18 protein-coding genes and 1 riboswitch are annotated in these 21,820 nt (G+C 68.1%); of the genes, 9 read left to right on the top strand and 9 right to left on the bottom strand.

The window, feature by feature from the left end:
- Positions 1 to 22: 22 nt before the first annotated feature.
- The 3 genes from mgtA to H4P35_RS04500 all read right to left on the bottom strand — a co-directional run bounded on the left by mgtA (position 23) and on the right by H4P35_RS04500 (position 5,029).
- Entirely contained in the window at positions 23 to 2,821 is a 2,799-nt protein-coding gene (gene mgtA, locus H4P35_RS04510; RefSeq protein ID WP_226848290.1) for a magnesium-translocating P-type ATPase, read from the bottom strand.
- Positions 2,822 to 3,250: 429 nt separating this feature from the next.
- Positions 3,251 to 3,583: a hypothetical protein gene (locus H4P35_RS04505; RefSeq protein WP_062840354.1), complete on the bottom strand. Its 333-nt coding sequence runs from the start codon at positions 3,581 to 3,583 to the stop codon at positions 3,251 to 3,253.
- Between the two features lie 441 nt (positions 3,584 to 4,024).
- Complete coding sequence (locus H4P35_RS04500) at positions 4,025 to 5,029, bottom strand: sodium:calcium antiporter (protein ID WP_056321193.1); 1,005 nt, start codon at positions 5,027 to 5,029, stop codon at positions 4,025 to 4,027.
- Positions 5,030 to 5,072: 43 nt separating this feature from the next.
- Positions 5,073 to 5,263: riboswitch (yybP-ykoY riboswitch) on the bottom strand.
- A 145-nt stretch (positions 5,264 to 5,408) separates the two neighbouring features.
- Here H4P35_RS04500 and H4P35_RS04495 point away from each other — a divergent pair.
- Complete coding sequence (locus tag H4P35_RS04495; protein ID WP_056321192.1) at positions 5,409 to 6,749, top strand: aminopeptidase P N-terminal domain-containing protein; 1,341 nt, start codon at positions 5,409 to 5,411, stop codon at positions 6,747 to 6,749.
- A gap of 13 nt (positions 6,750 to 6,762) precedes the next feature.
- Here H4P35_RS04495 and H4P35_RS04490 read toward each other — a convergent pair whose 3' ends face one another.
- Positions 6,763 to 7,227: an NINE protein gene (locus H4P35_RS04490; RefSeq protein ID WP_056321190.1), complete on the bottom strand. Its 465-nt coding sequence runs from the start codon at positions 7,225 to 7,227 to the stop codon at positions 6,763 to 6,765.
- Between the two features lie 78 nt (positions 7,228 to 7,305).
- Here H4P35_RS04490 and H4P35_RS04485 point away from each other — a divergent pair, with 78 nt between their 5' ends.
- From H4P35_RS04485 to ruvA, 6 genes are all read left to right on the top strand, one after another.
- A complete protein-coding gene (locus tag H4P35_RS04485; protein WP_175156628.1) occupies positions 7,306 to 8,475 on the top strand; it encodes a UbiH/UbiF/VisC/COQ6 family ubiquinone biosynthesis hydroxylase in 1,170 nt (389 codons plus the stop codon).
- A 117-nt stretch (positions 8,476 to 8,592) separates the two neighbouring features.
- Entirely contained in the window at positions 8,593 to 9,618 is a 1,026-nt protein-coding gene (gene dusB / locus H4P35_RS04480; RefSeq protein WP_226849436.1) for a tRNA dihydrouridine synthase DusB, read from the top strand.
- Positions 9,619 to 9,654: 36 nt separating this feature from the next.
- The gene (locus tag H4P35_RS04475) at positions 9,655 to 9,894 is read left to right on the top strand and encodes a helix-turn-helix domain-containing protein (RefSeq protein WP_006217670.1); all 240 of its coding nucleotides are present in this window, start codon (positions 9,655 to 9,657) and stop codon (positions 9,892 to 9,894) included.
- A gap of 101 nt (positions 9,895 to 9,995) precedes the next feature.
- Positions 9,996 to 11,585, top strand: coding sequence for a bifunctional phosphoribosylaminoimidazolecarboxamide formyltransferase/IMP cyclohydrolase (purH, locus tag H4P35_RS04470; protein ID WP_063953103.1), 1,590 nt, complete (start codon positions 9,996 to 9,998; stop codon positions 11,583 to 11,585).
- On the top strand, positions 11,585 to 12,133 hold the full coding sequence (gene ruvC / locus H4P35_RS04465) for a crossover junction endodeoxyribonuclease RuvC (protein ID WP_142050713.1): 549 nt from the start codon (positions 11,585 to 11,587) through the stop codon (positions 12,131 to 12,133). The genes purH and ruvC overlap by 1 nt, the downstream gene beginning before the upstream one ends.
- A 70-nt stretch (positions 12,134 to 12,203) precedes the next feature.
- Complete coding sequence (gene ruvA, locus H4P35_RS04460; RefSeq protein WP_128830056.1) at positions 12,204 to 12,776, top strand: Holliday junction branch migration protein RuvA; 573 nt, start codon at positions 12,204 to 12,206, stop codon at positions 12,774 to 12,776.
- Between the two features lie 6 nt (positions 12,777 to 12,782).
- On the opposite strand, the gene H4P35_RS04455 is transcribed toward ruvA, so the two are convergent.
- From H4P35_RS04455 to H4P35_RS04435, 5 genes are all read right to left on the bottom strand, one after another.
- On the bottom strand, positions 12,783 to 13,712 hold the full coding sequence (locus tag H4P35_RS04455; RefSeq protein ID WP_226848289.1) for a complex I NDUFA9 subunit family protein: 930 nt from the start codon (positions 13,710 to 13,712) through the stop codon (positions 12,783 to 12,785).
- 104 nt (positions 13,713 to 13,816) lie between these two features.
- Complete coding sequence (locus H4P35_RS04450) at positions 13,817 to 14,782, bottom strand: threo-3-hydroxy-L-aspartate ammonia-lyase (RefSeq protein WP_056321169.1); 966 nt, start codon at positions 14,780 to 14,782, stop codon at positions 13,817 to 13,819.
- Between the two features lie 102 nt (positions 14,783 to 14,884).
- Positions 14,885 to 15,958, bottom strand: a complete 1,074-nt coding sequence (ruvB, locus tag H4P35_RS04445) for a Holliday junction branch migration DNA helicase RuvB (RefSeq protein ID WP_056321167.1) — start codon at positions 15,956 to 15,958, stop codon at positions 14,885 to 14,887.
- Positions 15,959 to 16,043: 85 nt separating this feature from the next.
- The gene (locus tag H4P35_RS04440) at positions 16,044 to 17,630 is read right to left on the bottom strand and encodes an ATP-binding protein (protein WP_226848288.1); all 1,587 of its coding nucleotides are present in this window, start codon (positions 17,628 to 17,630) and stop codon (positions 16,044 to 16,046) included.
- Positions 17,630 to 18,331 carry a response regulator gene (locus tag H4P35_RS04435; RefSeq protein ID WP_056321163.1) on the bottom strand — a complete coding sequence of 234 codons (702 nt, stop codon included), beginning with the start codon at positions 18,329 to 18,331 and terminating at the stop codon, positions 17,630 to 17,632. Before H4P35_RS04435 ends, H4P35_RS04440 begins: the two co-directional genes overlap by 1 nt.
- 219 nt (positions 18,332 to 18,550) lie before the next feature.
- Here H4P35_RS04435 and H4P35_RS04430 point away from each other — a divergent pair, with 219 nt between their 5' ends.
- Both H4P35_RS04430 and recQ read left to right on the top strand, forming a co-directional pair.
- A complete protein-coding gene (locus tag H4P35_RS04430) occupies positions 18,551 to 19,888 on the top strand; it encodes a fimbrial protein (protein ID WP_226848287.1) in 1,338 nt (445 codons plus the stop codon).
- A 93-nt stretch (positions 19,889 to 19,981) separates the two neighbouring features.
- Positions 19,982 to 21,811 carry a DNA helicase RecQ gene (gene recQ, locus H4P35_RS04425; RefSeq protein ID WP_226848286.1) on the top strand — a complete coding sequence of 610 codons (1,830 nt, stop codon included), beginning with the start codon at positions 19,982 to 19,984 and terminating at the stop codon, positions 21,809 to 21,811.
- Positions 21,812 to 21,820 lie beyond the last annotated feature (9 nt).

The raw sequence follows: 21,820 nt of genomic DNA, 5'->3' as shown, positions 1-21,820 counted from the left end.
GCCCGCCGCCGGTTGCATCAGCCTACTGCCAGCCGTAGCGGCGGACCCAGAAATGCTTGAGCGTCTGCGTCAGCACGCAATATCCCAGGAGGATGCCGACCAGCCAGGGGAAGTAGCTCCAGGGCAGCGCCTGCAACTGGAAGTACTCCGCCAGCGGCGAGAACGGCAGCACCAGCCCCAACGTGATCACCATCAGCGTCATTCCCATCAGGGGCCAGGACGCGCGGCTTTGCAGGAAAGGAATGCGGCGAGTGCGGATCATATGCACGATCAGCGTCTGCGACAACAGGCCCTCGACAAACCAGCCGGACTGGAACAGCGTCTGATGCTCGGGCGAATTGGCCTGGAACACGAACCACATGACGGCGTACATCGCGATATCGAAGATCGAGCTGATCGGACCGAAGAACACCATGAATCGGCCCAGGCCTTCCGGATCCCAGCGCTGCGGCTGCTTCAGCAATTCTTCGTCGACATTGTCAAACGGAATCGCCGTCTGCGAGATGTCGTACATCAGGTTCTGCAGCAGCAGATGGATGGGCAGCATCGGCAGAAAGGGCAGGAAGGCGCTGGCGACCAGCACCGAAAACACGTTGCCGAAATTCGAGCTGGCCGTCATCTTCAGGTACTTGAGCATGTTGCAGAAGGTCTTGCGGCCTTCGATCACGCCGTCCTCCAGCACCATCAGGCTCTTTTCCAGCAGGATGATGTCGGCGGCCTCCTTCGAGATATCCACCGCGGAATCCACCGAGATGCCCACGTCCGCCGCGCGCAGCGCCGGGGCGTCGTTGATGCCGTCTCCCATGAAGCCCACCGTGTCGCCCTGCGCGCGCAGGCTGCGAACGATGCGTTCCTTGTGAATCGGCGCCAGCCGGGCAAACACGTTCGCCTCGCGCACGGCGACCGCCAGCGCGGCGTCGTCCATCGCCTCGATCTCGGCGCCCAGGTACACCTTGCGCACGTCCAGTCCCACCTCGCGGCAGACCTTGCGCGTGACGAGTTCGACGTCGCCGGTCAGTACCTTGACCTCGATGCCCGAGTCCTTCAACGCGGCCAGCGCGGGCCCGGTCGACTCCTTGGGCGGATCCAGGAACGCGATGTATCCCACCAGCACCAGGTCGGATTCGTCCGCCACGCCGTAGGCCTGCTGCGTGGGCGGCAGTTCCTTCACGGCGACGGCAATGACGCGCAGGCCCTCCCGGTTCAGACCCGCCGTCACGTGACGGATGTCGGCGCGGCGCGCGTCGGTCAGCGGATGCACTTCGCTGCCCACGCGCAGACGCGTGCAGGCTTCCAGCATTTCCTCGAGCGCTCCCTTGCAGATCAGTTCGTGGTGGTCGCGGCCGTTTTCGGTCTCGTTCACCACGACGGACATGCGGCGGCGCGAGAAGTCGAACGGAATCTCGTCGATCTTGCGGTAGCGGCCCGCCAGGTCCAGGCTGCGCGCCACTTCCGCATGCTCCAGCACGGCCACGTCCAGCAGGTTCTTCAGGCCCGTCTGGTAGTAGCTGTTCAGGTAGGCATAGGCCAGCACGTCGTCGCTGGCCGCGCCATAGACGTCGGTGTGACGCTCGAGCACGATGCGGTCCTGCGTCAGCGTGCCGGTCTTGTCGGTGCACAGCACGTTCATGGCGCCCAGGTTCTGGATCGCGTCCAGACGTTTGACGACGACCTTGCGGCGGGACATGCGCACGGCTCCCTTGGCCAGCGTGGCCGTGACGATCATGGGCAGCATTTCGGGCGTCAGGCCCACGGCGATGGCCAGCGCGAACAGCAGCGCCTCCAGCCAGTCGCCCTTGGTAAAGCCGTTGATGAGCATCACCACCGGCGCCATCACCAGCATGAAGCGGATCAGGATCCAGCTGACGCGGTTGATGCCTTGCTGGAATTGCGTGGGCGCGCGCGAGGTCTGCGTGACCCGGCCAGCCAACTGGCCGAAGTACGTGTCCGAGCCGGTCGCCACCACCAGCGCGCTGCCCGCGCCGCTGACCACGTTGGTGCCCATGAAGGCCATGTTCTCCAGTTCGAGCGGGTTGGCCGACTGCACGCGCGGAGACATATGCTTTTCAACAGGCAGCGATTCGCCCGTCAGCGCGGCCTGCGCCACGAAGAGATCCTTGGCATTCAGAATGCGGCAGTCGGCGGGGACCATGTCGCCGGCGGAGAGCAGCACGACGTCGCCGGGCACCAGATCGGCCAGCGGTACTTCGCGCTGTTGCGACCCGGTGGAGTGCAAGGCCGCGCCGAAGAAGCGCCGGCCATTGCCCGCGTCGGGCGATCCGGCATCGCTGCGCAGAACCGTCGCGGTGTTGCGCACCATCGCCTTCAGGGCTTCGGCGGCGCGGTTCGAACGCTGCTCCTGCACAAAGCGCAGCACGGTCGAGATCAGCACCATCGAGCCGATGATCGCAACGGCCGTCCAGGACTGGTCCTCGGGCGCCGCCATGCGCACGTCGGTCAGCCACGACAGAACGGCCAGCGCGGTCAGCAGCAGGTTGAACGGATTGCGATAGGACAGCCACAGGTGATGCGGCCAGGAGAGCGGCTTCTCGTGGTCGACTTCATTGGCGCCATGCCGATCGCGGGCGGCCTGCGCCTGGGCGTCGGACAGCCCGCCCCAGCCGCTGCCGAACCGCTCGAACAGGGAATCGAAGCCCAGCCGGGATGTCTCGACCATGCGCTGGCTGGCGCGGCGGGCGGCTTCGGAGGAAACCGCGGCGTTGTCCGCGCCTTGTTCAAGGATGGGGGCGCGGCGAAAGTGCCGGCCGGTGCGGCGCAGACGCGCGGCGGATGAAAAAAAGGATTTCAGGAAAGCAAACATGGGAGTGCTCCGCATTTATTGGTGTTGTTGCGGGAGACACGGACGACCCTGCCGGTGGCGGCCGCGCGCAGGCAGCAGCGGACCGCGGCATTTCCTGGGAAATGCCGTGAGGCCGCCGCTGACGGGCGTGCGAAGGCGCCGGAGCAATGTTGCCGGTGTCCGGATCGCGTCTATGGCGCGCCGGGTGCGGAAAACGGAAGGGAAGCGGGCGGTGGAACCGGGACCGGACGCCGATGCTCGCAGGACGCGGGCGGGGCCGGGGATTCCAGGCTGCGGGTTCCGTACGGACCGGGATGTCTATCCGGCCAGTCGGCTCGCAGTGAGTGACGGGTCAGATAGGCATGCCGGAGCCGCGCACAGGGCGCAATCGAGGCTCTGGGTCTAAGGCGCTAGGCATGATTTCTCCGGGGGATGGAAATGTTTGGGGGATCAGGCCATCGCGGCCTGCGCGCCGAAATGCACGTGGCGCACAGCGGGATTGGCGCTCAAACGGCGCGCTTGCGTCATCAATTCAGCCCGCAGTTCGGGCGGACAATTGATCGTGATGCAAGCCGACGCGAGATCGGGATCCTGACCTTGGTCGACCTGCACTTGGGCGACGTCCAGGCCAGCGGCGCTGAAGTCCAGGCAGATCTGCTTGCGCAGTGCGCCGAGCTCGCCGCGCGGACAGATCACCGTCAGCCGGGAAGTGCCGCGGCGGCGGCCCAGGGCGGTGGCGCGGTCCACGCCGGCACGGCGCAGGAACAAGTCGAAGAAACGCATAACGACCTCCATGACAAGAAGGCGGAGCGTGATCGCGAACACGTGCGCAGCCGGACAGCGCCCTGGCGGCGGACACGACGAACGTGCACGAACGCTGGCGCTGCGACTAGCGGCGGTTCTGGCGGTTTACGTTGGGGAGAGTCCCGGCAGGCCGAGAGCCTGCGCTACTGGCCGGGCTGAAGCCTGGCGCCTGGGATACACCGCAACCTGCTAAATGACAGGATGCGGCAGACGGAGTTCTGCGTGGATCCTGTCAGACAGCGACGTCGATGCAAGATCGACAACTTTCGCCGGAATCGGTATTCACGAAGACTGCTCCTGGGATGGAAAACAGCGAAATTTTACGCGGGTTTGTACTGATGGACAAGGGTTGGGTGCATTTTTGACGCAGAAAAGCGCCAAAGCCGGACAGGCGCGCACGCCTGCCCGGCCTGCCCATCGTTACCCGTAGAAGTGCCAGCCCAGGTACCCCGCGAAAATCGCGTACAGCCCGCCCACCGCCGACAGCGCCGGCACGCTCATGGCCGACCGGCGGAAACGCAGCCACAGCAGTCCGATCGACAGCATCGTGAAAAAGCCCGCCGCCAGCAGCGGGGCGTCCAGCAGCCACGGCGTCATGAAGATGCCAAGCGCGCTGGGGATCGTCGCCTGGATCATCATGGCGCCCGAAATGTTGGCCAGCGCCAGGCGTTCCTTGCCCTGGCGCACCCAGATCAGCGCATTCATGATCTCCGGCAGCTCGGTGGCCACCGGGGCCAGCAGCAGCGCGGCCACGTGGGGCGAGGCGCCCATGGCGATGCCCAGCAATTCGATCTGGTTCACGAACACGTGCGAGGCGCCGGCGATCACGACCAGCGCCATGACAGTCTGCGTGACGGCCCAGAACATGGAGGGGTCTTCGTCGCGCGGCCGCAGTTTCAGGGGTTCGAGGTCATCGCTGTCCAGGGATGCCTCGTCGTTGCTGAGCTCACGCTTGATGTAGAGCGCATAGGTGACCAGGAACACGAAGCCCAGCCAGGGCTTCCAGGCAAAGGCCAGCAGGCCCAGGCCCACCTTGAAGATGAAGATGCCCATGAACCAGGCCTGGTCGCGGGCCAGCCGGCGCTGGTCCGCGTTGATACAGTTCGCCTGCGTGGGCTTGCCGCGGCGGGCGCGCCACAGGGCCAGGCCGACGACCGCATAGGCCAGCGTGGCAAGCACCAGGGGACCGCCCATCGCGGCGCCGACGCCGATGTCCTTTTGTTCGGGGGTATCGCCGAAGACCACGGCCATGAAGGTGACGGCGCTTTCCGGCAGCGCGGTGCCGAAGGCGGCGAGCACAGTGCCGGTGGCGGTCGCGCCCAGCTGGAAGCGGTGACCGACCCATTCGACGCCATTGACGAAGAACTCGCACGCGACGTAGATCACTGCCGCGGACAGGAAGAACAGAAAAAGGGTGAGCAACATGGGAATGCGGCCGGACGAGCGGATACCGATGGCGCGACGCAGCGGCTCGCCCGGCCAAGGGTGAACGCTACGCGGCCAAAGGTCTCGCCTGGCTGATCCACGCGGCTGCAAGCCGGACGTGGGTGCCGTCAGCGCCATGGGGTTCTAGCGGCTGCTCCGCAGCACTGAACCACCAAGTCTGTTGACGCTGACTCCTTTGGGGACAAAGGATGGCTACTCCCCAATGACAGAGCGGCGATTGTAGCAGCGGCCGGCACGTTGTCCAGTCATCACCGCACGGCCAACGCGGATACGCCACGGGGTGTTGCATTCGCGGGATGGCAGGTAAAGTAGCCCCATCTTCCGCCCTTGCCGGGGCTGCGCGCCCGGCCCGCCCGACATGAGCCTGCCTCCCGACGACCTCGCCCCTTTCGCCGCGCGGCGCCAGCGCCTGATGGATCGCATGCGCGCGGAAGGCGGCGGCATCGCCATCCTGGCGACCGCGACGGAAGCCATCCGCAACCGCGACGCGGAATTTCCTTACCGGCACGACAGCGATTTCTTCTACCTGACGGGCTTTACCGAACCCGATGCCTGGGTGGTGCTGGTGGCGGGCGCGACAGACCGCGCCGTGCTGTTCTGCCGGCCGCGTCACGTGGAGCATGAATTGTGGGAGGGCAAGCGCTTTGGCCCCGAGGCCGCGGCCGCCCACTTCGGTTTCGACGACGCCCATCCCATCGACGCGCTGGACGAACTGGTGCCCGCGCTGATGCTGGACCATCCGACCCTGTACGCCCCGCTGGCCGGGGACAAGCGCACGGACGGCCGCCTGCACCGCTGGCTGGCGGCGGCGCGCGAGAAAAGCCGGGGCGGGCGCCTGCCGCCCAGCCGGCAGCAGGACGTGCGGCCGCTGCTGGCCGACATGCGGCTCATCAAGGACGCCTCGGAAATCGCCGCCATGCGGCGCGCGGCCAAGATTTCGGCCGGCGCGCACGCGCGCGCCATGCGCGTGGCGCGGCCCGGCATGCGCGAGTACGAGATCGAGGCCGAGCTGCTTTATGAATTCCGCCGCCACGGCGCGCAGTCCGTGGCGTACAACAGCATCGTCGCGGCCGGGGCCAACGCCTGTGTTCTGCACTATCCGGCTGGCGAGGCCGTGCTGCGCGACGGCGATCTGGTGCTGGTCGATGCGGGCTGCGAAGTGGACAGCTACGCCAGCGACATCACGCGCACCTTTCCGGCGAACGGCCGCTACAGCGGCCCGCAGCGCGCGCTTTATGACCTGACCGTCGCGGCGCAGGACGCGGCCGCCCAGGCCACCGCGCCCGGCCGCAGCTTCAACGATGCGCACGAGGCCGCGCTGCGCGTCCTGGCGCAGGGCATGCTGGATCTGAAACTGCTGAAGGGATCGCTGGACGGCGTGCTGGAATCGGGCGACTACAGCCGCTTCTACATGCACCGCACCGGCCACTGGCTGGGCCTGGACGTGCATGACGTCGGCGACTACCGCCAGCCCGGCGCGCCCGGCACCGATCGGCCGTGGCGCACGCTGCAAACCGGGATGATGCTGACCATCGAGCCGGGCATCTACGTGCGCCCCGCCGACGACGTGCCAGAGGCCTACTGGAACATCGGCATCCGCACGGAAGACGATGCGCTGGTCACGGACGAAGGATGTGAACTGATCACCCGCGGCGTGCCGGTGCAGGCCAGCGAGATCGAGGCGCTGATGCGCGAATGACGCGGCCGGCGGCCTACAGCACGTAGCCGTCCAGCCAGCCCATGGCCACCCAGACATAGACCACCACCATCGCGATGGCGAACATGGTGGCGATGGCGCCGACCAGGCACGCCAGAATGGCGACCAGCACCGGCCCCCAGCCTGTCGAAGACACCTTGCCCAGGCCCGGATTGCAGATCCGGTCGAACTTCTCGTCCGGCATCAGGGAATAGACTGCGCTTTCGATGAACCCGTCGATCATGGGAATGAACAGCAGGAAGAACGCGGGGTTGTCGTACCAGACCGGGTAAAAGCGCACGGCGCAGAACAGGCAAACGGCGGCGAACATGGTCACCAGCCAGGCGTGGCGCCGGCCCAGATACCACCAGTGCGCGCCAAACGCGCCGAACAGGCAGGCCAGAAGTCCCACCGCGACCTTGCTGCGGGGGCGGCGCGCGGAGACGGCGGAAAGCGAAGAGGAAGCCTGAGCCTGCGTCATGTCAATCAACCGGAAAAGGGGCGTAGGCGCCAAGCGGCGGCGGCTGCCGCGATTGTAGTGGACGGTTAAAATCCGGGCATGACTTCCTCCGCCTTCGACATTGCGATTCTTGGCGCCGGCCCCGTGGGCCGCGTATTGGCCCTGATGCTGGCGCGCGTGGCGCCGGACCCGGCGCGCATCGCCCTGCTCGCGGGCAGCGCACCGGCACCCGTCACCCCGGCCGCGGCCGTGCCCGCCGCCGATCCGCGCGTGCTGGCCATGAACCACGGCAGCCGGGTGCTGCTGGAGTCGCTGCATGCCTGGCCCGAACGCTCGGCCGACATTCGCAACATCCACGTGTCGCAGCGCGGCCGGCTGGGCCGAACGCTCATCCAGAACACCGATTTTGGCGTGCCCCAGCTGGGCAGCGTGGTGGCCTATTCCGGCCTGTACGCCAAGCTGGACGACTGCGTGGCCGCGTGCGGCGTCTCCGTGCTGGCCGGCCCCCCGGCGCAGATCGGCATGCAGGACGCCGACGGCGTGCGCATCCAGCAGGGCGACACGGAAATCCTCTGCGGCGTCGCCGTGCAGTCCGACGGCGCCGGCGCCACGGATGTGCGGCGCGATTACGACCAGCACGCCGTGCTGACCACCGCCCACGCCACCCTGCCGCGGCGCGGCTGGGCCTGGGAGCGCTTCACCTCCGAAGGTCCGCTGGCGCTGCTGCCGCACCCGCAGACCCCGGATGCCTTCTCCGTCGTCTGGTGCAGCGCGCCGGACCGCGCGGCCGAACTCGCGGCCCTGGACAACGTCGCTTTCTCGCATGCGCTGACGCAGGCCTTTGGCGACCGCCTGGGCCGCCTGACCAGCCATGCGCCGCGCCATGTCTTTCCGCTGGCGCTGTCCGCCCGGCGCGCCCAGGTGCACGGCCGGGTCGCGGCCATCGGCAACGCCGCGCAGACCCTGCACCCGGTGGCGGGCCAGGGATTGAACCTCGGCCTGCGCGATGCGGCGCGCCTTGCCCAGACGCTGACCGGCTGGCTGGCCCGTCCCGGCGCCAATCCCGGACCGGCCCTGGCCGAGTTCGCCAGCGCGCGCCATCTGGATCGCTTCATCACGGCCGGACTCACCGATTTCATGCCGCGCATCTTCGCCACGGGGCTGGCGCCCGTGGAGCACGCCTGCGGCGCCGCCTTGCTGGGGATGGATCTGGCCTCCCCCTTGCGCGCCCCGCTCGCCCAGCACCTGCTGCAAGGATTCCGCGCGTAAACCCCCGTCGGATCCGGCCCCGTTCAGGGGCCGGCTTCCCCTCGTTCCCCCCCATCTGTTACCAGGCCATCGCCCCTCCAAAAATGAGGGTTCGATCGAGCCGGTTAAAATGTGAGCATGCGCATAGGCCAGTGGACCCTTCCCAACAACGTTCTTGTCGCGCCCATGGCGGGCGTGACGGACCGTCCTTTCCGCCAGCTTTGCAAGAAGCTGGGGGCGGGTTACGCGGTGTCCGAGATGGCCGCCAGCAACCCCAAACTGTGGGATAGCGTCAAGACATCGCGCCGCCTGAACCACGACGGCGAGATCGCCCCCATTTCCGTGCAGATTGCGGGGGCGGATCCGGCCATGATGGCCGAGGCCGCGGCGTTCAACGCCAACAAGGGCGCCCGGATCATCGACATCAACATGGGCTGTCCGGTCAAGAAAGTGTGCAACGTGGCGTCCGGGTCGGCGCTGTTGCGCCACGAAGACCTGATCGTCCGCATCCTGGACGCCGTGGTGGCCGCCTGCGCGCCGCTTGGCGTGCCCGTCACCCTGAAGACCCGGACCGGCTGGGACCGCAGCAGCCGCAATGCGCTGCGCGTGGCCAAGCTGGCCGAAAACGCGGGCATCGCCGCCCTCACCCTGCACGGGCGCACGCGGGCCGACCTCTATACGGGCGAGGCGGAATATGACACCATCCGCGCCGTCAAGGCTGAAATCGGCATCCCCGTGATCGCGAACGGCGATATCGACTCGCCCGCCAAGGCCAGGCACGTCCTGGATTACACTGGCGCCGATGCGGTCATGATTGGCCGGGCGGCCCAGGGCCGCCCGTGGATCTTCCGCGAAATCGACCACTACCTGCGCACGGGCGAAACACTGGCCCCTCCCTCTTATGGGGAAATGCGCGAGCTGCTGCTCGAACATCTCGACGACCACTACCGTTTCTATGGCGAGCACACCGGCGTACGTACCGCGCGCAAGCACATAGGCTGGTATGTGGACGGCCTGCCGGGCGCGGATTCGTTTTGCGCCCGCATGAACCTGATCGACAACACCGGCGACCAATGGCGGGCGGTGGCGGACTGGTTCGACACCCTCTCAAGCGACGGCAGCTGTACCCCGGCGCCGGCCGCAGAAGCCCTGCTGGCGGCATGACCGCCTCAACACCAACATAAAAATATCTGTACTCAAATGAGCAAGAAAGATGTCCTGGAAGAATGCGTGCGCGCCAGCCTGGAGCGCTATTTCGAAGACTTGGGCGAGTCCGAGCCCCACGATATGTGGGACATGGTCATGCGCTGCGTGGAGCGCCCGGTGCTTGAAGTAGCGTTGGAGCGGTCGGGCGGCAACCAGTCCCGGGCGTCCGAGATGCTGGGCATCACCCGCAACACCCTGCGCAAGAAGTTGCTGGCGCACAATATCCAGGTATAGATTTCGCTCGCGCGGGCGGCGCACGCGTCGCGCCGCCGCCGCTTCCAGATTTCCCATCCGACCAGAACGAGAAAGGCGCTCCCGCCCCACTCCGTCCCATCATGAAAATCGAAACCGCCCTGCTTTCGGTGTCCGACAAGACCGGCATCGTTGAATTTGCCCGCGCCCTGGCCGCGCGTGGCGTGCGCCTGCTCTCGACCGGCGGCACCGCCAAGCTGCTCGCCGACTCCGGCCTGACCGTCACCGAAGTGGCCGCTCACACCGGTTCGCCCGAGATCCTGGACGGCCGCGTGAAGACGCTGCACCCCAAGATCCACGGCGGCCTGCTGGCCCGCCGCGACAGCGCCGAGCACATGGACACCATCAAGGCGGCAGGCATCGATCGCATCGACATGCTGGTGGTCAACCTGTATCCGTTCCGTGAAACCGTGGCCAAGCCCGATTGCACGTTTGCCGACGCCGTAGAGAACATCGACATTGGCGGGCCCGCCATGCTGCGCGCCGCCGCCAAGAACCACGGCACCGAAGCCGGCGGCGTCACGGTCGTGATCGACCCGGTCGACTATTCGCGCGTCCTGGCCGAAATGGACAAGGGCGGCGCCACCTCCTACGGCCTGCGCCTCGCCCTGGCCGCCAAGGTCTACGCCCACACGGCCGCCTACGACGGCGCCATCGCCGCCTACCTGACCAGCCTGACCGCGGCCGAGCCCGAGCAGGACGCCGTGCCCGCCCGTAACGAATGGCCCGGCACGCTGACCCTGCAGGTCAAGCAGGAGCAGGCGCTGCGCTACGGCGAGAACCCCCATCAAAGCGCCGCCTTCTACGTGGACGCGCAGCGTCCGGCCGGCCTGCTGGGCAACTACCGCCAGTTGCAGGGCAAGGAACTGTCCTACAACAACATCGCCGACGCCGACGCGGCGTGGGAATGCGCGCGCAGCTTCGAAGCGCCCGCCTGCGTCATCGTCAAGCATGCCAACCCTTGCGGCGTGGCCGTTGCGGCCGACACGCTGGGCGCGTACCAGCAAGCCTTCAAAACCGACCCGACGTCGGCCTTCGGCGGCATCATCGCCTTCAACCGTCCGGTTGACGCCGCGACGGCCGAGGCCGTGAGCGCGCAGTTCCTGGAGGTGCTGCTCGCCCCCGCCTACGACGGCGCCGCGCTGGCCATCCTGGCCGCCAAGAAGAACGTGCGCGTGCTGGAAGTGCCGATGGGCACCGGCCAGAACGCCTTCGACATCAAGCGCGTGGGCGGCGGCTGGCTGGTGCAGACGCCGGACGCCTACAACGTGCCGCGCGACGCCCTGAAGGTCGTCACCAAGCGCCAACCCACCGAGCAGGAAATGAACGACCTGTCGTTCGCCTGGAAGGTCGCCAAGTACGTCAAGTCCAACGCCATCGTGTTCGTGGGCGGCGGCATGACCCTGGGCGTGGGTGCGGGCCAGATGAGCCGCATCGACTCGGCGCGCATCGCGTCCATCAAGGCGGAAAACGCCGGCCTGACCCTGAAGGGCTCGGCCGTGGCATCCGACGCGTTCTTCCCGTTCCGTGACGGCCTGGACGTGGTGGTGGCGGCGGGCGCAACCTGCGTGATCCAGCCCGGCGGCAGCGTGCGCGATGACGAAGTCATCGCCGCCGCCGACGAGCACGGCATCGCCATGGTGCTGACCGGCACCCGCCACTTCCGCCACTGATGCGCGTCCTCGGCATCGATCCCGGCCTGCGCCGCACCGGCTTCGGTGTGATCGATGCCGAAGGCTCGCGGCTGCGTTACGTGGCCAGCGGGACCATCGTGGTCCCGCCGGCGCTGACGCTGTCCGAACGCCTGAAGGTCATCCTGGACAACCTGCGCCAGGTGGCCCGCGACACGCAACCTGACGTGGCCGCGCTGGAAATCGTCTTTCTGAACACCAATCCCGCATCCACCCTGCTGCTGGGCCAGGCCCGCGGCGCGGCGCTTTGCGCGCTGGCCGACAGTTCGCTGGACGTGCACGAGTACACCGCGCTGCAGATCAAGAAGGCCGTGGTCGGCACCGGCCGCGCCGCGAAAGAGCAGGTGCAGATGATGGTGCAGCACCTGCTGGCGCTGGATGGCGTGCCGGCCCCCGACTCGGCCGACGCGCTGGCCTGCGCCATCTGCCACGCGCACGTGGGACCACTGCAGGACAAGCTGGAACGCCTGGGCAGCGCGCTGCGCATGGGCGGCAAGACCCGCATCCGCAATGGCCGGCTGATCGGCTGAGCGCCCGCCCGTATAGAATCCCCGCATTCGCCGCGCGTTCCGCGGCCGCCACCATTGCAGGCCTCTCACCATGATCGGAAGAATCACCGGAACCCTGATCGAAAAACTGCCCCCCACGATCTGCGTGGATGTGGGCGGAATCGGGTATGACATCGACGTGCCCATGAGCACGCTGTATTCGCTGCCCGAGACGGGCGCGCGCGTCACGCTCTACACGCACCTGACCGTGCGTGAAGACGCGCACATCCTGTATGGATTTGCCTCGGCCGGCGAGCGCAGCGCGTTCCGGGAACTCATCAAGGTCAGCGGCATCGGTGCGCGCACGGCGCTGTCCGTGCTGTCCGGCCTGTCGGTCGCGGACCTGGCGCAAGCCATCACTTTGCAGGAGTCCGGCCGCCTGACCCGCGTGCCCGGCATCGGCAAGAAGACCGCGGAACGGCTGTTGCTGGAGATGCGCGGCAAGCTGGGCGCGGACATCGGCGCAGCGGCGCACGTCACGCACGACAACCAGTCCGACATCCTGAATGCCTTGCTGGCGCTGGGTTACTCGGAAAAAGAATCGCTGTCGGCGCTGAAGACGCTGCCCGAAGGCGTGGGCGTGTCCGACGGCATCAAACAGGCGCTGAAGGCGCTGGTGCGCTAACTGGCGCTAGGCCGCCGCCTTGCCGTGCTGCAGGTAGCGCGGCGCCACGGCCTCAAGGCCCGTGGGCACCACGTGCAACTCGGGGGCGATGGGCCCGCCGCAGACGTTGTCGCGGCGCAGGGAGTCCAGGTTGTCGCGCGACATCAACGGCGTGCCCGGCATGCATTCGAATAGCCGGGCCTGCATGCGCCCCACCCCCATCGGCATGCTGATGACGGGGCGCGGATGCCCGCTCCAGGCGGCGCACAGGCGCGCGATCTCGCCCAGCGTGTAGACCTGCGGTCCGCCCAGTTCGTAGGTCTTGCCGCAGGTGTGGGTGTCGGCCAGCGCGTTGACCATGGCGGTCACCACATCGCCCACATAGATGGGCTGCATGCGCGCATTGGCGCCCGCCAGCGGCAGCACCGGCAGCCAACGCGCCAGCGACGCGAACATATTGGTGAAGTTGTCGTCGGGTCCGAAAAGCACCGAGGGGCGGAAGATGGTCCAGCAGATGTCGGGCCGGCCTTGGTAGGCCGCTTTGATGGCGGCCTCGCCGTCGCCCTTGGAACGCTGGTACATGCTGTCGCCGCTGGAATCGGCGCCCAGCGCGCTGACGTGAAGCAAACGCCGCACGCCATGACGCACACAAGCCTGCGCAATGCGCTGCGGCAGATGCACGTGGGCGCGCGCGAAATCGGACCCATAGGGCCGGCCCACGTTGCCGTGCAGGATGCCCACCAGGTTCACGACGGCATCGCACCCTTGCACCATGCCATCGAGCGCGGCATCGTCGTGGATGTCAGCCTGAAGCAGCGTGACGGTGGGAAGTAATTGCAGGTCGCGTCCGCGGGCAAGAAGCCGCGTGGGCACGACGATCTGATGCGGGTCCGCGCAAAGCCGTGCTACCAAGTGGCGGCCGATGAAGCCCGTGCCGCCAATGACAAGGATACGCATGGCGTAGCCTCCGGTTCGTCAGGATCGAGGTTCGATTCTGCCCTGCAAGGTCGGCATGCGCAAGCGCGCGCGAGCGAGGCGCCGCGCGCGCCGCTTGATGCGCGTCAGCCCGCCAGCAGCTTTGCGTAGGCCGGAAGATCGACGTTGCCGCCGCTGATGATGACGCCAACCCGGGCCCCGCGCACCGGCACCACGTTCTGCATGACGGCCGCCGCCGCCAGGCAGCCCGTGGGTTCCACGACCATCTTCATGCGTTCGGCAAAGAACTTCATGGTCGTCACCAGCTGTTCATCCGTCACCGTGACGATGTCGCGCACGTACTTCTGGATGAGGGGGAAGGTGAGATTGCCCAGATGCGTGGTGGCGGCGCCGTCCGCCAGCGTCTTGGGCGCGGGGATTCGGACGATTTCACCCTTGCGCAGAGACTGCTGCCCGTCATTGCCGGCTTCGGGTTCCACGCCGTAGACCAGGCAGCGCGGGCTGAGCGCGAAGGCGGACAGGGCCGAGCCCGACAGCAGGCCGCCGCCGCCCAGGCACACGAAAAGGTAATCGAGCTCGCCGACTTCCTCGAACAATTCCTTGGCGGCCGTGCCCTGCCCCGCGATCACGTCCTCGTGGTCGTACGGCGGGATCAGCGTGGCGCCGGTTTCGGCCTGGATGCGGCGGGCGATGGTCTCGCGGTCTTCGGTGTAGCGGTCGTACGTGACGATCTTGCCGCCGTAGCCTTCCGTGGCGGCGCGTTTGGCCGCGGGCGCGTCCAGCGGCATGATGATGGTGGCCTGGACCCCTTGCAGCCGGGAGGCCAGCGCGATGGCCTGCGCGTGATTGCCCGACGAGAACGTCACGACGCCCGCGGCCCGTTGCTCTGGCGTGAGGCGCGCGATCGCGTTGTAGCCGCCCCGGAACTTGAAGGCGCCCATGCGCTGGAAGTTCTCGCACTTGAAGAACAGCGACGCGCCGGCGATGGCATCGGCGGTGGCCGAGGTCAGGACGGGCGTGCGGTGTGCGTTGCCGGCCAGGCGCTCGCTGGCGCGCGCGACATCATCATAGGAGGGCAATTCGGGCTGCATGGAATAAGGTCCTTAGATCGCGAGGGGAAACGAAACCCTCGGATCATAAACCCGCCGGCGCGATTTGCGCGCCGCCCGAAGGCATGACGGCGCGCGGGCCGCCTATTTGCCGAAGAGGTCGCCGCTGCCGCCCGTGGTGCCTGCGGGCGGCGCGAGGCCCAAGTGGCGCCACGTGGTCAGCGTGGCCGTGCGGCCGCGCGGCGTGCGTTGCAGATAACCGTGCTGGATCAGGTAAGGCTCGATGACGTCCTCGATCGTGTCGCGCTCTTCGCCGATGGCTGCCGCCAGGCTGTCCACGCCGACCGGACCGCCATCGAACTTGTGGACGATGGCTTCGAGCAGCTTGCGGTCCATCAGGTCCAGGCCCTGCGGATCGACTTCCAGCATGGCGAGCGCGCGGCCCGCCACGTCGGCGTCGATGGTGCCGCCCGCCTTCACCTCGGCGTAGTCGCGCACCCGGCGCAGCAGGCGGTTGGCGATACGCGGCGTGCCGCGGGCGCGGCGCGCCACCTCGGCCGCGCCGTCCGGCGTGATGACGGCATTGAGCAGGCCCGCGCTGCGCGTCACGATGCGGCCGAGATCGGCAGCGTTGTAGAACTCGAGCCGCGACACGATGCCGAAGCGGTCGCGCAGCGGATTGGTCAGCATGCCCGCGCGGGTCGTGGCGCCCACCAGCGTGAAGGGCTGCAGGTCCAGCTTCACGCTGCGCGCGGCCGGCCCCTCGCCGATCAGGATGTCGATCTGGAAGTCTTCGAGCGCGGGGTAAAGGATTTCCTCGACCACGGGCGACAGGCGGTGGATCTCGTCGATGAAGAGGACGTCGTTCTTTTCCAGGTTGGTCAGCAGCGCGGCCAGGTCGCCCGGGCGTTCGAGAACGGGGCCGGACGTCTGACGCAATTGCACGCCCATTTCGTGCGCAATGATGTGCGCCAGCGTCGTCTTGCCCAGGCCCGGGGGGCCGAACAGCAGCACGTGGTCCAGCGCCTCGCCCCGCTTTCTGGCCGCGGCAATGAAGATTTCGAGCTGTTCGCGGGCGCGCTGCTGCCCGACATATTCTTCCAGCGCCTTGGGCCGCAACGCGCGTTCGATCGACTCCTCGTTGGGCGACACCGGCTGCGGCGTCACGATGCGGGGGGCGTCGGGACGGGAGGAAAGCGAATCGGACTGGATGGCCATGGTGCGGGGTACGGGCAAAGGACGAAGCAGGATGAATCGTACCGTAGCGCGGGCTGCCCCGGGGCCGTCCCCGGGGCCAGGTCGGTCAGGCGGCCTGGGAAAGCGGCAGCCGCACGCGCACGCACAACCCGCCGGACGGAGCTTCCCGCAATTCGAGCGATCCGCCATGCGCCCGCGCAATGGCCTCGGCCAGCGCCAGGCCCAGGCCCACGCTGCCGGTGCGGGTACGCGCGTCGTCAAGCCGGCTGAACGGCCGCAAGGCTTCCTGGCGGCGTTCCGGCACGATGCCCGGCCCGTGATCGGCCACGTCCAGCACCGCGTAGCCTTCCTCGCGCCGTAGCGCGACGTCCACCGGCGGCGCGCCGTGATTCAGCGCGTTGCCGATCAGGTTGTCCAGCAGGCGCCCCAACGCCACGGCGTCGGCCTGCACCACGGCGCCGCTGGCCTGGGCATCGGTGTTCAGGCCGATCGCGGTGCCGGCGCCCTGCCAGGCGCCCACGCGCTCGGTCAGCCATTCGGACAGCACGATGGGCGCATAGCGGTAGGCCGCCGGATCGGTGCCGCGCACGAAACCGATGAACTGGTCCACCATGTGCTGCATGTCGCGCAGGTCGGTGCGCAGCCCTTCCTTCAGCGTCGAATCGTCGGCCATCTCGACGCGCAGCCACATGCGCGACAGCGGCCCTTTCAGGTCGTGCGGCAGCCCGGAAAGCAGCGTGCGCCGCACGGAATCGGACTCGGACAAGGCGTCCAGCATGGCATTGAAGCGTTCGCCCAGCACGCGGGTTTCGTGCGGACCCGAGGGTTCCACGCGCTGGGGCTGGCCCGCGGCAAGCTGGTCCGCGGCGTCGGCCAGCCGTGTGATCGGGCGCGTGATGTGCCACGAAAAACCCACGGCCAACAGCAGCAGCAATCCCAGCCCGCCCAGCCAGGCGGCGATGAAGGGCGTGGCGACGGGCGGGTCCAGCCGGTCCAGCGGAATGACCAGCCACTCGCGCAACCGCGGCGCGTCTTCGGTGGCCGGGTTGGGCGCCAGCGAAATGAAGATCTCCGGCGTGGGGCCGCGCGACAGCGCCACGCGCGTGCCGTCGTTCAGGCGTTCGTTGAGCTGCTGGACCAGCACGCGCAGGTCGCGGCGAATATCGTCGGGCTCGGGCTCTGACTTGTGGCGGCGCGCATGTTCCTCGCGGGCACGGTCGCCCTCGCGCTGGGCATCGCTGCGAGCATCTGCTTGCGCCGCATCGGTTTCGCGTTCGTCGACGTGCACCTCGGGCGGGGGCGGTGGAGGCGGACCGTGCAGTTGCGAATCCGGGGCGGGCGCAGGCGCGGGAGGCGGCGGGCGCGGCGCGGCACGCGGCGGCGGACGGCGGCCATTGAAGCGCTGCAGCTTGGCTTCGGCGGGCAACACTCGTGACCACAACCGCCACTGGTTCTGCGATGCGGCGCGCACGAAGTCGGCGCGGTCTTCGGCCGGCACCTGGGACACGGCGGCGCGCAGCGTGCGGATGGTGGTGACGATATAGCCGATGGCCACGTCTTCCATGAACTTGTGCCGGAAGTACGACACCGTCACCAGCGTGGCGGCCTGCGTCAGCAGGACCGATCCGAGGATCAGCAGGATCAGCCGCGCCCGCAGCGAGCGGGGCACGAGAATGCCGGGGGAAAAGCGCATCAGGGAGAGAACCGGTAACCGATGCCCCAGACGGTCTGGATCCAGCGCGGCTGCTTGGGATCGTCCTCGATCACGCGGCGCAGGCGCAGGATCGCGATGTCGATGGCGCGGTCGTTGCGCTCGCCGGCGTCGTCGTCGCGGGCCAGCGCCAGCAGGCGTTCGCGCGACAGCGGCTTGCCCGCATTGCGCACCAGGGCTTCAAGCAGGTTGATTTCGCCGCCGGTCAGCTTGACCACGGTGCCCTCGCGGGACAGCTGACGCGTGGAGGGGTCAAAGACAAACGGGCCGAAAGCGACCGGCGCGTCCTTGGTGAGCGCGGACGGGCCGCGCTTGCGGCGCAACACGGCCTCGATGCGGGCCAGCAGTTCGCGGGGGTCGAAGGGCTTGCCGACGTAATCGTCAGCGCCGGCCTCCAGGCCGATGATGCGGTCCACGGCTTCGTCGCGCGCGGTCAGCAGGATGACGGGGATGTCCTCGCCCTGCTCGCGCAGGCGGCGGCAGGCATCGGCGCCGTCGCCGCCGGGCAGCATGCGGTCCAGCACCAGCAGATCGGGCGCGTAACGGGTGATGCGCGAGGAGAGGTCGGTCGCGTCCGGGGCCAGCAGCGTGTCGTAGCCATGCCGGTTCAGGTAGTCGGCCAGCAGCTGGCGCAGCGCCGGATCATCGTCGACGACCAGCAGCTTGGTGTGGGAATTGTCCATGGGCGTGATAGTGCGGCGCGGCGCGCTCGCCTGCAAGGGGCAGGAAATCATCTGAAATATACCCGTTGCACGATGTTGGCCGGATGTTTCGGGCTTTTCGCGATCGGACGTGCCCCAGACACGCGACTGCCCTAGAATGGCGCTTCGCCTGCCGCCCCTCGTGGACTTTTCTAAAGATCCTTTACAGATGCGCGGCAGCGCGCTCTCTACACTGTCCCCATGGTCGCCACAGCTAACATCTGGCGCAGAGGGCTGTTGCACGCGGCATTGACGGCGGGCCTTGCCTGGCCGATGGCGCCTGCGTTTGGCGACGAGCCCGACGTGTCCCCGTTTACCTTGACGCCGCCCCCGGCGGGCGAGGTCACGCGCGTGGCGCGCGGCATTGGCGTGCTCTCGCCGGTTCAATCCCTGCCGGTGCGCCCCGCCCCGTCGCTCGACGACCGGGCCGTGCCGCTGGACCCCACGCCCTGCGACCTGCACGCGACCGAACCCGGCATGGACACCTCGGTGCGCGACGGCGGCCCGGATGCGGCCGACGGGTTCATCCCCGGCACGGGCCTGGACCTGACCGGCAGCGCGCCGCCCGTTCCGCTGACGTGCGATCCGCTGGCGGCGCCCGCGTCGGCGGCAGACATCCCGCCGGATTATTCCTTTGCGCTTGAAGACGGCGACCTGCCGAGCGTGCCGGTCGTGGTGATTTCCGGCGTCTCCCGCCCCTCGCGCCCCTGGTTTTCGTCCGTGAGCGGACAGGACGGCCTGCGCTATGGCGGCAGCCGCAACTGGGTGTACCGCAATACCTCGGGCCCGTCCCTCACGGTGGGCAACGTCAACCCCAATGCGCCCGCCTGGGGCAGCGGCGCACCGGTGGGCGGGCTGCAGATCGCCAACTGGGGCGGCAGCGGCGCCACATTGCCGGAAGGCAGCTTCGGTTATTCGTCCTCGCTGGGCAAGCTCAACCTCATGGACCCGGCCGCCCAGTCCGGGGCCGTGGACTACGGCGCGTCCGTCGGCAGCGGCAGCGTGCGCTACGGGCTCACGCCGGTGCTGACGGTGGAAGGCCAGATGCAGAGCGCGCCGTCGCTCACCACGCGCGGCGTGGGCACCACGTACAACGCCGGCGAATTCGGCACCTTCCGGGCAGGCGCCACGCAAAGTTCGTTCGATGCGGCCAGCGGCTACCGCTACCGCTTCGGCTACAGCGTCGATGTGGCCGACACCGTGACGCTGGGCTACACCAACGAACAGATCGGCGCGGGCTACGGCGACCTGTCGACCTATTCCGACGGCGTCGCGTCCGCCCCGCAGACCCGCAATACGGTCTCTGCGGGCGTGCCGCTGTCGGGCTGGGGCACGTTGAGCGGCACGTATTCCGGCCTGCGTGAAGGGTCGGTGCTGGCCGAGCAGCGCGTGGGCCTGTCCCACAGCATGTTCGTCGCCCCCAAGGTCAAGCTGGCCGTGGGCGCGGACCGCGACATCGTGACGGGCGACTATGGCTGGCGCGCCAACCTGAGCATGCCCGTGGACACCTTCATGCGCGGCACCTGGCTCAGCTGGTAAGCGCCGGGAACGCGGACCAAAAAATCCCCCTGGGATGGGACCGGCCGGAATTGGGGCTTAAAATCCCTGCCATGATGCTTCCGGCCTACCCCCATGTCTGACGCGCGCGCCCTCGGCGTGTTGCAGCGCGTTTTCGGTTACGAATCCTTCCGCGGCGACCAGCAAGCCATTGTCGATCAGGTGATCGGCGGCGGCGACGCCCTCGTCCTCATTCCCACCGGCGGCGGCAAGTCGCTGTGCTACCAGATTCCCTCGCTGGTGCGCGAAGGCACGGGCATTGTCGTGTCGCCCCTGATCGCGCTGATGCAGGACCAGGTCGACGCCCTGACGGAACTGGGCGTGCGCGCGGCGTTCCTGAATTCGACGCAGGAATGGCGCGTGGCCCGCGACGTGGAGCAGGCGTTCCTGGATGGCGAGCTCGACCTGCTGTATGTCGCGCCCGAACGCCTCCTGACCGACCGCTGCCTGCAGTTGCTGGACCGCGGCCGCATCGCGCTGTTCGCGATCGACGAAGCACATTGCGTGTCCCAATGGGGTCACGATTTCCGTCCCGAATACCTGGGCCTGTCCATGCTGCACGAGCGCTGGCCGGACGTGCCGCGCATCGCGCTCACGGCCACCGCCACCGCCGTCACCCGTACCGAGATCGCGCAGCGTCTGTCGCTGGACGAAGCCCGCCATTTCGTCTCGAGCTTCGACCGCCCCAACATCCGCTACCGCATCGTCGAAAAGAACGAGGTGCGCAAGCAGCTGCTGGACATGATCCGCACCGAGCACGAAGGCGAATCCGGCGTGGTGTACTGCCTGTCGCGCGCCCGGGTGGAAGAAACGGCCGAATTCCTGTGCAACCAGGGCATCGATGCGATGCCGTACCACGCGGGGCTGAGCGCCCAGGTGCGGGCGGCCAACCAGTCGCGCTTCCTGCGCGAGGACGGCGTGGTGATGGTCGCCACCATTGCGTTCGGCATGGGCATCGACAAGCCGGACGTGCGCTTCGTGGCGCACATCGACCTGCCCAAGTCGGTCGAAGGCTACTACCAGGAAACGGGCCGCGCCGGCCGCGACGGCCTGCCCGCCACCGCATGGCTGGCCTACGGCTTGCAGGACGTGGTGCAGCAGCGCCGCATGATCGACGAATCGCCTGGCGACGAGTCCTATCGCCGGCGCCTGGGCCAGCAGCTCGACGCCATGCTGGGCCTGTGCGAAACCGTGGAATGCCGGCGCGTGCGCCTGCTGGCGTACTTTGGCCAGCAGATCACCGCGTGCGGCAACTGCGACGTCTGCCTGGATCCGCCCCAGGCGTGGGACGGCACCGTCGCGGCGCAGAAGGTGCTGTCGGCGGTGTACCGGCTCTGGAAGGAACGTGGCCAGCGCTATGGCGCCGGCCACATCATCGACATCCTGCGCGGCAAGGTCACCGATCGCACCCAGCAGCATGGCCACGAGACGCTCAGCGTATTCGGCGTGGGCGCCGACCTGTCCGACACCGCCTGGCGCGGCGTGCTGCGCCAGCTATTGGCGCAGGGCCTCCTGACGGTGGACAACGAAGGCTTCGGCACGCTGGCCCTGACCGAAGGCAGCCGCGCCGTGCTCAAGGGCGAACGCCAGCTCATGCTGCGACGCGAGTCCGAAAAGAAACCGCGGTCCGGCAAGACGGGCAGCGGACGGCCCAAGGCGGCGGCGATCGACCTGCCGGCCGAATTGCAGCCCGTGTTCGAAGCCCTGCGCGCGTGGCGCGGCGAAGTCGCCAAGAGCCACGGCGTGCCCGCCTACGTGATCTTTCACGACGCCACGCTGCGCGAGATCGCGCTGGCGCAGCCCGAGTCCATGGACGACCTGAGCCACATCAACGGCGTGGGGGCCCGCAAGCTGGAAGCCTACGGCGAAGAAATCCTGCAGCGGGTGGCGCGGCCGGTGCTGTAGCGCCGGCCC

Origin of the sequence: Achromobacter sp. 77 (genome assembly GCF_020541125.1) — a bacterium.
Lineage (GTDB): Bacteria > Pseudomonadota > Gammaproteobacteria > Burkholderiales > Burkholderiaceae_B > Achromobacter > Achromobacter mucicolens.
The sequence above is the reverse complement of the archived record's forward strand: the minus strand, read 5'-3'. Positions and strand labels throughout refer to the sequence as shown.